Annotated in this window: 5 protein-coding genes and 3 rRNA genes; all 8 read left to right on the top strand. The window is 41.2% G+C overall.

What is annotated here, in order from left to right; all coding sequences use genetic code 11:
- Positions 1 to 544: 544 nt before the first annotated feature.
- The 8 genes from HDT10_RS01775 to rrf all read left to right on the top strand — a co-directional run bounded on the left by HDT10_RS01775 (position 545) and on the right by rrf (position 11564).
- Positions 545 to 2041 (top strand): 16S ribosomal RNA (locus HDT10_RS01775).
- 367 nt (positions 2042 to 2408) lie between these two features.
- Positions 2409 to 3125, top strand: a complete 717-nt coding sequence (locus HDT10_RS01770; RefSeq protein WP_290879357.1) for a DUF6033 family protein — start codon at positions 2409 to 2411, stop codon at positions 3123 to 3125.
- A 283-nt stretch (positions 3126 to 3408) separates the two neighbouring features.
- Entirely contained in the window at positions 3409 to 4230 is an 822-nt protein-coding gene (efeO, locus tag HDT10_RS01765; protein WP_290879356.1) for an iron uptake system protein EfeO, read from the top strand.
- 10 nt (positions 4231 to 4240) lie between these two features.
- Positions 4241 to 5434 (top strand): iron uptake transporter deferrochelatase/peroxidase subunit, encoded by a 1194-nt coding sequence (gene efeB, locus HDT10_RS01760; RefSeq protein ID WP_290879353.1) that lies wholly within the window; start codon positions 4241 to 4243, stop codon positions 5432 to 5434.
- A gap of 27 nt (positions 5435 to 5461) precedes the next feature.
- A complete protein-coding gene (locus tag HDT10_RS01755) occupies positions 5462 to 7150 on the top strand; it encodes an FTR1 family protein (RefSeq protein WP_290879351.1) in 1689 nt (562 codons plus the stop codon).
- A 223-nt stretch (positions 7151 to 7373) separates the two neighbouring features.
- Positions 7374 to 7982, top strand: a complete 609-nt coding sequence (locus HDT10_RS01750) for a LysE/ArgO family amino acid transporter (RefSeq protein ID WP_290879348.1) — start codon at positions 7374 to 7376, stop codon at positions 7980 to 7982.
- A gap of 433 nt (positions 7983 to 8415) precedes the next feature.
- Positions 8416 to 11301: ribosomal RNA gene (locus tag HDT10_RS01745) — 23S ribosomal RNA — on the top strand.
- A 147-nt stretch (positions 11302 to 11448) separates the two neighbouring features.
- Positions 11449 to 11564, top strand: a 5S ribosomal RNA gene (gene rrf, locus HDT10_RS01740).
- Positions 11565 to 11604: the final 40 nt, after the last annotated feature.

The following is an 11604-nucleotide window of genomic DNA, read 5'->3' as shown; positions in this document are numbered from 1 at the left end:
GATTCCCCCCCCTTATAATAACATTTTCAATAATCCAATCATTTAATTCCTGATGAACTTCTCCATTATTTTTATTTATCTTAATTTATTTCAACTCCCCTTAAGCTAACTTAGATATAATTCCATTTCCTTTTTTGCGCTAAAAATCTTTAGAGTAAAAATGTTCTTTAACTTTTGTAATGTATTTCATATTATTACATTATTATTTAAAGTTAAAATGATCTTTGACAACTAAGCAGGAAATATAAGAACAACATTCTTAATTTTCTAAATCTTAACAACATAAACTCATTTATTACTTTGTAGTTTTATAGATTGTAAAGTATAAGTTTCTACATTATCTTTTGATGATATAGAATCTATTTTGCAGAATAGATAAACTTGCTTTGCATTCACTTGTAAAACAAAAGTCTAAACAGAGATTTTGAGATTTTAGGACAAACTTAACCTAATGTGATTCTTAAATTAAAGAATCACGATTTAGCTTTTAATTTAAACTTTAAAAGCTAATTTTATTTCATTGATTCATTAAAGAAATCAATTTCTTATGGAGAGTTTGATCCTGGCTCAGAGTGAACGCTGGCGGCGTGCCTAATACATGCAAGTCGAACGATGAAGCTCTAGCTTGCTAGAGTGGATTAGTGGCGCACGGGTGAGTAATGCATAGATAACATGCCCTTTAGTCTAGGATAGCCACTGGAAACGGTGATTAATACTGGATACTCCTTACGAGGGAAAGTTTTTCGCTAAAGGATTGGTCTATGTCCTATCAGCTTGTTGGTGAGGTAATGGCTTACCAAGGCTATGACGGGTATCCGGCCTGAGAGGGTGAACGGACACACTGGAACTGAGACACGGTCCAGACTCCTACGGGAGGCAGCAGTAGGGAATATTGCTCAATGGGCGAAAGCCTGAAGCAGCAACGCCGCGTGGAGGATGAAGGTTTTCGGATTGTAAACTCCTTTTGTTAGAGAAGATTATGACGGTATCTAACGAATAAGCACCGGCTAACTCCGTGCCAGCAGCCGCGGTAATACGGAGGGTGCAAGCGTTACTCGGAATCACTGGGCGTAAAGAGCGCGTAGGCGGGATAATAAGTCAGATGTGAAATCCTATGGCTTAACCATAGAACTGCATTTGAAACTATTATTCTAGAGTATGGGAGAGGTAGGTGGAATTCTTGGTGTAGGGGTAAAATCCGTAGAGATCAAGAGGAATACTCATTGCGAAGGCGACCTGCTGGAACATAACTGACGCTGATGCGCGAAAGCGTGGGGAGCAAACAGGATTAGATACCCTGGTAGTCCACGCCCTAAACGATGAATGCTAGTTGTTGCCCTGCTTGTCAGGGCAGTAATGCAGCTAACGCATTAAGCATTCCGCCTGGGGAGTACGGTCGCAAGATTAAAACTCAAAGGAATAGACGGGGACCCGCACAAGCGGTGGAGCATGTGGTTTAATTCGAAGATACACGAAGAACCTTACCTAGGCTTGACATTGATAGAATCCGCTAGAGATAGCGGAGTGCTAGCTTGCTAGAACTTGAAAACAGGTGCTGCACGGCTGTCGTCAGCTCGTGTCGTGAGATGTTGGGTTAAGTCCCGCAACGAGCGCAACCCTCGTCCTTAGTTGCTAACACTTTAAGGTGAGCACTCTAAGGAGACTGCCTTCGCAAGGAGGAGGAAGGTGAGGATGACGTCAAGTCATCATGGCCCTTACGCCTAGGGCTACACACGTGCTACAATGGGAAGTACAAAAAGATGCAATATTGCGAAATGGAGCAAATCTCAAAAACTTCTCTCAGTTCGGATTGTAGTCTGCAACTCGACTACATGAAGCTGGAATCGCTAGTAATCGTAGATCAGCTATGCTACGGTGAATACGTTCCCGGGTCTTGTACTCACCGCCCGTCACACCATGGGAGTTGTATTCGCCTTAAGTCGGAATGCCAAACTGGCTACCGCCCACGGCGGATGCAGCGACTGGGGTGAAGTCGTAACAAGGTAACCGTAGGTGAACCTGCGGTTGGATCACCTCCTTTCAAGAGAATAGACTAAAGATTCGTCTCTTTGGTTTTAAGTTGTTTGTTAATATTCCTGCTTAGTTGTCAGAGATTATCCCCCGTTATTTTTCTGCTCAACAATCCCTCTTTTTAAATTTTTAGTAATATAAATTCTATTTGCAGAATTAAACTATATTTGTGATTCTGCTATTTGATTGTCATCTCATCAGTGCTTGGAGTGAATAATCTGCGTTTGAGAAATTTTAAAACATCAATATTCTGATTTTAGCTAACTTTAAGCTGTTTTTTAGGGGGGGGGGGCATAATTGCTTCTTTAAAAGGGAGTTTATGGGGGACATAGTTTTGCGAAAAATAACCGATGCAGTCAAAATATGGAGGAGTAAATATGCAGATAAATCAAACAAATGCTTTCAATGGTGTCCCTAGTGGATATGAGAGTGCAAAAAGAAATGCGCAAGCAATGGGCGCAAGGTTGGTGAGTTATACAGAAACAGAGGATATGGCGGTAGTAACTATCACAAATGATTCCAAACAAAAGGATTTCACTAGTGTTGCCGATTATGCGAAATATTTGGGCGAGAGGTATGGCGTCAATCGCGCTAACAAGACGATTGAGGGGATTCCCGCGTCTATCGATGTTTCGCCCGCGTTTTTGCAAAAGGCACTCGATGACCCCGAAAAAATGCAGTGGCTCGAGGAGAATCTCGAGGCGATGCAGTCGCTGAACACATCGATGTTTGCGGGGACGCTCACGTATGTGGGGTATAGCGTTGATGGCGATGGTAACATCGTGATGATGAGTAGCAGTAGCAGCGACCCTGACGGCAAGATTGCCGCGGCAAACGCGAAGAGGAAGCGAGAGGAAAAGAAAGAGCAAGAGCGGCTCGAACAAAAGCGGCTTGAGGAAAAGAGAGAGGAGGAGAAGCGGCTCGAGGAATTGAAACAACGCGGAGAAGCGGGGCAAACGCTAGCGACAAATGCTGTCGCGGAGGCTGTCGGCGGAAGCTTTCAGTTTAGCCTAAGCGGCGACAACGCGAAGGCATTGCAGCTTGAGATCGCAAATGCTATGAAAAATGGAATCGCGCTTGATGTGAAAGCATAGAATATAAAATTGATACCAAATTAGTTTTGCTCCACCAAAGAAGTAGTTTTTAGGATTCTATTATCCAGCTCAAAAGACTAGAAATTCTATGAATTATCTTAATGACGAAGTGGAAGTTTTCGTCATTAAGGCTACAATATTACCCCATTATTAATAATGAAAAAGATTCTTATTATTTATAATTATTTAAGAAAAATCACTTTATAATTCGCCCCGTTTATTAAAAACAATTCTCATAATTGTAAGTGTTTTTAATAAAACTCATAAAAACAAAGGATAAGAAATGAAAATTCGTAAAATTACCACAGGTTTGGTTGCATTAGTATTTATGGGCAGTTTGCAATTTGCGAACGCCGCAGTAGATTTAAGCAAGGAGACTAAGGAATATCGCCAATTTGTAATTGAGCAGATTGATTTGCTTTTGGCGGATACAGAAAAGTTTGTTAAGGCTTTAAAAAGCGGTGATGTGAAAGATGCAAAGGCAATTTATCCGCTCGCAAGAATGTATTATGAACGTAGCGAACCAATCGCCGAGAGCTTTGGTGATTTAGACCCACGCATTGATGCGCGTTTGGCAGACCTTGAGGAAGAGGGCAAAGGGGAAAAGGATTGGAGTGGATTCCATAAAATTGAAAAAATCTTGTGGGAGAAAAACACGACAGAAGGTACTGAAGCCACAGCAGACCAGCTCTTGCTTGATATTAAAGAATTGCGTGCAAAAATTCCAACAGCAAAAGTTGATGCAGAGCTAATGCTTACAGGCGCAGTGGATTTGCTCAACGAAGTTTCCACAAGCAAAATCACAGGCGAAGAGGATATTTTTTCTAAGACAGACCTTTATGATTTCCAAGCGAATATTGAAGGCGCAGAAAAAATTTATGAGCTTTTTCGCCCCCATTTGCTCAAAAAAGATAAAAAACTAGCCAATGAAATTGAAACACAGTTTAAGGCAGTTAATACACTTCTTGCAAAACATAATCGTTCTAAAAATGGATATGATTTTGTCGGATATGACAAATTATCTCAAGCAGATATTAAAGCACTTGCAGAAGCTGTAAATAAATTGGGTGAGCCTCTTTCCCAAATGGGCGTAATCTTAGAATAAGGTGTGAAAAATGCAAACTTTAAACCGCCGTAAGTTTCTAAAGGGTATGGCAACGCTTGGGGCTTTTGCCCCTATGATGATGTATGCGGATTCTCAATCTATGCTTCCACGAATGTCTCCTACTACCGCAAATCAATATCCATTTTTTGGCATTCATCAACAAGGAATCGCAACTCCAGCGCAAAAACATATTTATTTTTTAGTGCTTGATTTGCACACAAATTCTCGTTCTGAAATCAAAGAGGTTTTCCAAACTTGGACGACTTATGCAAGTAAATTAACAATGGGCGAAAATATCGCTCCTTATAGCAAAAATTTCCTTGTGCCAACCCACGATACAGGAGAGGCAGATTCACTAAATCCTTACAATCTGACACTTACCTTTGGAGTGGGGGCAAGCTTCTTTGACAAATTGGGCTTAAAATCTGTTCGTCCTGCTTCCTTAAAAGATTTGCCACATTTTCCGCGAGACCAACTCCGCCCAGAATTTAGCGGTGGGGACATTTGTATTCAGGCGTGTGCTGATGACCCACAAGTCGCTTTTCATGCTGTACGGAATCTCGTGCGAGTGGCTCGTTTGAAAGTTACGATGAAGTGGTCGCAAATGGGCTTTAATTCTTATGAAAATAGCGAAACACCACGTAATCTTTTTGCTTTCAAAGATGGCACAATCAATCCTACTAAAAATGAATTGGACAAAGTTGTTTGGGTTAAAGATGGAAGTTGGCTTGATAATGGTACATATTTAGCGATTCGTCGTGTGCAAATGCACCTTGAAACTTGGGATAGAACGCATTTAAAAGGACAGAATGATACTTTTGGGCGCAAACGCGATTCTGGTGCTGCTTATGGCAAAAATACCGAATTTGAAGAGGCGGACATTGAGGCAAAAGATGAAAAGGGTAAGCGCATTATGCCGGAGGATTCTCATGTCTTTTTGGCTAAAAAAACAGGAATCCAGATTTTGCGCCGCTCCTTTTCGTTTGCAAGTGGTGTAGATACACGCACGGGACAATTTGATGCGGGATTGCTTTTTATTTCATTCCAAAAAGACCCGATGCAGTTTATAAAAATTCAAAACACATTGGGAAATGTGGATAGAATGAATGAGTATATTACCCATATTGGAAGTGGGCTTTTTGCTTGCTTTGGCGGGGTGAGCAAAAGAAGTGGAGATTATATCGGACGCGCTCTTTTAGGCTAATTGCAAAGATTCTTCAAGGATTTTGTTATGATGAAAAAATTTTTAATTCTTTTCTTTTTATGTTTCTTTTCGCAAATTACAAATGCTCAAGTGCGTGTTGGGCACTTGTTTGTGATGATTTCTGATGCAATGGAGAATGCAAAAAATTCTAATGAGATTGAATCTATACCGATTTTGGAGAATTTTAAGGCAGAATTTGATGCGATTCCTACTCCAAGTTCTCAAAGCAGAATGCAAGTGAATGAGACTTTAGAAATCGCACTAAAAAATCCAAAGTTAGAAAATTTAGAATCCCTTTCAGTTGCACTTCTTGCGTTTGAAAAAGAACAAAATCCTGTGGATTATGAAGCCAAAAGAAAGCAATTTGAAAAACGTGTAATACCTGTGTTTAAGCAGTTTGAGAGAGCAACAGAAGAAAAAAACATAGAGGAATTGCCACTGCTTTATAAACGGCTCTATGATACATGGCAACGTAATGAGAGGGTAGTGGGCGATACGAGTGCTGGACATTATGGGCAAATTGAAACAGCTTTAGCTCTTTATCGTGTGGCAATGGTGAGTGAAGTGCCAGACTTTGACGCGATGAATCTACAACTTCAAAAGCTTGGTTCTGCCTTAAATGACTTCATTAAAGGAAATGTTTTAGAGGCGCAAAGTGTAGAGGGTGCGCCGCAAAATTTACTTGATGGTTTGGCACTTTTGCGCCGCGCACTTGCAGATTTTCCAGAAAATGAATCCATTGCAAAAGATGCAATTTTTACTTTTATCACCCAATGGCCTATCTTTGAAGGTGAAGTGCGCACAAGAGATGGTGGATTATATAATAGGATTGAATCAGAGCTTCCGGAAATTGCTGCAAAAGGCGCGAGCAAAGAAAATTTAGAGCGATTCTTGAATCTCATTGAATCCATAGAAGCACTTGATATTAGCGCGGGATACACAGCATTTGACGCAGCAATTATCTTGTTACGAGAGGGGTTAGAAGCACTTTTAATCATAATGGCTTTACTTGCTAGCCTGCAAGCAGCCAACCAGGCACGTGGGCAATATTGGGTGATTGGAGGAGCGATTCTTGGCATAGGATTTAGTTTGATTGTGGCGATAATCTTGGCGCAAGTTTTTCCTCTCGCAGCAGCAAGCACGAATCGTGAGATTTTGGAAGGTGCGGTAGGAATTGTAGCGGTAGTCGTGATGATATTTGTAGGGGCGTGGTTGCATAGCAAGAGTAGCATAGCGGGTTGGCAGTCTTATATTTCAAGTAAAATGGGGCAGGCACTCGCACAAGGAAGCTTGTTTGGGCTAAGTGGGCTTGCATTTTTGGCAGTATTTCGTGAGGGAGCAGAAACAATCCTATTCTATGCGGGTATGATGCCACAAATTACAATGGAATCGTTTTTAAGTGGCGTGGGTGCTGCGATTTTGGGATTAATTGTCATTGCCTATTTGATGAAAATTTTTGCACAAAAATTGCCGATTCATTTAATGTTTAAGGTGATGAGTTGGTTGATTTACGCACTCGGATTCAAAATTTTAGGAGTAAGCGTGCATGCTTTGCAACTAACAAATGTGCTCTCGCAAGATATTTTACCTCTTCCTAGTATAGTGATTCTTGGCTTTTATAATAGTCTTCAGGGAATGCTTGCGCAAATTGTATATATTGTGCTAGTCATCGTTGTCGCAATATGGCAAAGACGCATTGAAATGCGTGAAAAGTAAAGAGCTATTGGCTTGCGCCATAAAGATTCTAAAGTTTTTAGAATCTGATTTGAACTGAATATAAGTTTTAATTTACTTTAATAATGTAATCAGTATAATTTATACCTTTAGCTTTTCGCCAAAGTAGCCTATTTGACGCATCTTAAATGCAATGTATTTTCGCGTTATAAGAATTGCATAACACAGAATCGGCAAAGTAAAATTACACAAGGGAATTAACCCTATGCTAACTTTCTTTAAAGGATTCTTGCTTTCCCTCTCTCTTATTGTCGCCATTGGAGCACAAAATGCTTTTGTCATTAAACAAGGTATTAGTCGGAATCATATCTTTGTTGTAAGCGGAATTTGTTTTTTATGCGATGTTGTTTTGATGAATCTTGGAATCTTTGGTGTAGGAGAATTTTTAGCTAAAAATCGGATTTTAAATCTTTCTATTACAATCATTGGAATCCTATTTGTCTTATGCTACGGATTCTTATCCCTTAAAGCGGCAATTTTTGCACAATCCTCTTTTGAAATGCAACAGCCAAATAAACTATCACTTAAAAAAACTATTTTTCTAACTCTAGCAGTTACGCTTTTGAATCCTCATGTGTATTTGGATACCATTTTTATCGTGGGTGCTTCCGCGTTAATGTTGAGTTTTGATGACAAAATTATTTTTGCTTGTGGAGCATTGGTTGCGTCTTTTTTATGGTTTTTTGGTGTGGGGTATAGCGCCTTGAAATTGAGCCATATACTTTATAAAATGACTAGAATCGTAGATGGCTTTATCGCTCTCATAATGTTTTTCGTTGCTTATTCTTTCATAAGATTCTTAATTTATAATTAAGTTTATTTCTGTATAATCTCATTTCCATTTTTCAAAATGTGTTCTTTTCACAACTCATTGTTAAAGCCTAATATAAGTAATAACTACAATCACGCAAATAACCAAACGATTGTTTTAATGAAAGATATTTCTTAATTTGTTATGGCAAAAGATTAAAAGATAAAATAAAATCATTGGAATCTTTATAAATCTAATCTTTGGAATGATAAGAATCAAGAAATAGATTCTATTTTTACTCTTAAAGGTTAATCAAGATTTTAAGAATCCATAAGAATCTAAGAAATGTAATGGACTTTAGTCTTTTTAATAAAACAAAAGAGTTCAGTCTTAAATCTTAGCTTTTTAGTTTATTTCATTAGTCTTAATCTATTCAACATTTTAATTAATAGAGATTTACATTCATTAAGGCAGTGGCGTAAAAGAATACAAAGTCAGTTAAGCTTGTGAAGGGCAAATGGTGGATGCCTTGGGTAGTAGAGGCGATGAAGGACGTACTAGACTGCGATAAGCTATGGGGAGCTGTCAAGAAGCTTTGAGCCATAGATTTCCGAATGGGGCAACCCAATATCTAGCAATAGATATTACCTTAAATGGAGCGAACCTAGCGAAGTGAAACATCTCAGTAGCTAGAGGAAAAGAAATCAAACGAGATTCTCTTAGTAGCGGCGAGCGAACGGGGAAAAGGGCAAACCCAATGCTTGCATTGGGGGTTGTGGACTGCAATATCCACTAAAATACCTTAATAGAACATTCTGGAAAGGATAGCCATAGAGGGTGATAGTCCCGTATATGAAAAGGTATTTTTAGGTAGCAGTATCCAGAGTAGGTCAGGGCACGTGAAACCCGGGCTGAAGCAGGGGAGACCACTCTCCAACCCTAAATACTACTACTACACCGATAGCGAACCAGTACCGTGAGGGAAAGGTGAAAAGAACCGCAGTGAGCGGAGTGAAATAGAACCTGAAACCATTTGCCTACAATCATTCAGAGCCCTATGATTTATCAGGGTGATGGACTGCCTTTTGCATAATGATCCTGCGAGTTGTGGTATCTGGCAAGGTTAAACTAATGTGAAGCCGTAGCGAAAGCGAGTCTTAATAGGGCGTTTTAGTCAGATGCTGCAGACCCGAAGCTGAGTGATCTATCCATGGCCAAGTTGAAAGTGGGGTAACACCCACCGGAGGACTGAACTCGTACCCATTGAAACGGGTTGGGATGAGCTGTGGATAGGGGTGAAAGGCCAATCAAACTCAGTGATAGCTGGTTCTCTTCGAAATATATTTAGGTATAGCCTCAAGTGATAGTAATAGGGGGTAGAGCTCTGATTGGGCTAGGGCTGCTCACCGCGGTACCAACCCCTGTCAAACTACGAATACCTATTACCGTATCTTGGGAGTCAGGCGGTGGGTGATAAAATCAATCGTCTAAAGGGGAACAACCCAGACTACCAACTAAGGTCCCAAAGTTCTATTCTAAGTGGAAAAAGATGTGGAGTTACTCAGACAACCAGGAGGTTGGCTTAGAAGCAGCCATCCTTTAAAGATAGCGTAACAGCTCACTGGTCTAGTGATTCTGCGCTGAAAATATAACGGGGCTAAGATAGACACCGAAGTTGTAGATTGTGCTGATGCACAGTGGTAGAAGAGCGTTCTATACAGCATTGAAGCCATACCGGTAAGGAGTGGTGGAGCGTATAGAAGTGAGCATGCAGGAATGAGTAGCGATAAAAGTGGTGGGAATCCACTTCGCCGAAAATCTAAGGTTTCCTACGCTATGCTCGTCATCGTAGGGTTAGTCGGGTCCTAAGACAAGTCAGAAATGGGTAGTCGATGGAAAATTGGTTAATATTCCAATACCAATATTAGTGTGCGATGTGGGGACGCATAGGGTCAAGACAAGCTGACGGATAGAAGTGTCAGTCGAAAGGTGCAAGTTAGGAGATTGGAAAATCCGCTCCCGTATCCCAAACCCAACAGGCTCTTTGAAGTCTTCGGATGGAAGAGAGAATTGTTAAGATCGTCGTGCCAAGAAAAGCCTCTAAGTTTAGCTAATGTTGCCCGTACCGCAAACCGACACAGGTAGATGAGATGAGTATTCTAAGGCGCGTGAAAGAACTCTCTTTAAGGAACTCTGCAAACTAACACCGTAAGTTCGCGATAAGGTGTGCCTACGCAAGTAGGTCTCAGCAAAGAGTCCCTCCCGACTGTTTACCAAAAACACAGCACTTTGCCAACTCGAAAGAGGAAGTATAAGGTGTGACGCCTGCCCGGTGCTCGAAGGTTAAGAGGATTAGTCAGTCGCAAGATGAAGCTATGAATTGAAGCCCGAGTAAACGGCGGCCGTAACTATAACGGTCCTAAGGTAGCGAAATTCCTTGTCGGTTAAATACCGACCTGCATGAATGGCGTAACGAGATGGGAGCTGTCTCAAAGAGTGATTCAGTGAAATTGTAGTGGAGGTGAAAATTCCTCCTACCCGCGGCAAGACGGAAAGACCCCGTGGACCTTTACTACAGCTTGGCACTGCCGATGGGAACATTATGCGCAGCATAGGTGGGAGGCTTTGAAATCTTTACTCCGGTAGAGATGGAGCCATCGTTGAGATACCACCCTTAATGTTTCTGTCTGCTAACTAGCTAGAGTTATCCTCTAGTAGGACAATGCCTGGTGGGTAGTTTGACTGGGGCGGTCGCCTCCTAAAAAGTAACGGAGGCTTGCAAAGGTTGGCTCAAAATGGTTGGAAATCATTTGTAGAGTGTAATGGCATAAGCCAGCCTGACTGTAAGACAAACAAGTCAAGCAGAGACGAAAGTCGGTCATAGTGATCCGGTGATTCTGTGTGGAAGGGTCATCGCTCAAAGGATAAAAGGTACCCCGGGGATAACAGGCTGATCTCCCCCAAGAGCTCACATCGACGGGGAGGTTTGGCACCTCGATGTCGGCTCATCGCATCCTGGGGCTGGAGCAGGTCCCAAGGGTATGGCTGTTCGCCATTTAAAGCGGTACGCGAGCTGGGTTCAGAACGTCGTGAGACAGTTCGGTCCCTATCTGCCGTGGGCGTAGGAAAGTTGAGGAGATCTGTCCCTAGTACGAGAGGACCGGGATGGACATACCACTGGTGTAGCTGTTGTTCTGCTATGGGCATCGCAGCGTAGCTACGTATGGATGTGATAAACGCTGAAAGCATCTAAGCGTGAAGCCAACTCCAAGATGAACTTTCCCTGAAGGTCGCAGGAAGACTACCTGCTTGATAGGGTAGAGGTGTAAGCATAGTAATATGTTTAGCTGACTACTACTAATAGACCGATTGGCTTAATTGATTAGATAAGCCACTGCCTTAATGAGTGTAAGCACTCTAAAGAACAATAAAAGTTATTTGTGAAATTATTACTTTAAGAATCTTTAAGCAAACAATTCTTCCATTTCTTCTTATTTTAAGATTCTTTAGGCTTTTTTTACATTGTCATCTTCGTGCTGATAGAGAAGAGGTCCCACCTAGCCCCATTCCGAACCTAGCAGTTAAGCTCTTCTTCGCTGATGATACTGCTCTTTGCAAGAGTGGTAAAGTAGGACGGTGCGGAGATGAGAGTGTAAAAGACAATAGAGTTGGTCTCTTTTATTTA

Source organism: Helicobacter sp., from assembly GCF_014799995.1.
Taxonomy (GTDB): Bacteria; Campylobacterota; Campylobacteria; order Campylobacterales; family Helicobacteraceae; genus Helicobacter_D.
The sequence above is the reverse complement of the archived record's forward strand: the minus strand, read 5'-3'. Positions and strand labels throughout refer to the sequence as shown.

Coding starts and splice junctions, on each gene's coding strand:
- HDT10_RS01750 (WP_290879348.1), top strand. CDS start 7,374: ATGCTAACTTTCTTTAAAGGATTCTTGCTTTCCCTCTCTCTTATTGTC.
- HDT10_RS01755 (WP_290879351.1), top strand. CDS start 5,462: ATGATGAAAAAATTTTTAATTCTTTTCTTTTTATGTTTCTTTTCGCAA.
- HDT10_RS01770 (WP_290879357.1), top strand. CDS start 2,409: ATGCAGATAAATCAAACAAATGCTTTCAATGGTGTCCCTAGTGGATAT.
- efeO (WP_290879356.1), top strand. CDS start 3,409: ATGAAAATTCGTAAAATTACCACAGGTTTGGTTGCATTAGTATTTATG.
- efeB (WP_290879353.1), top strand. CDS start 4,241: ATGCAAACTTTAAACCGCCGTAAGTTTCTAAAGGGTATGGCAACGCTT.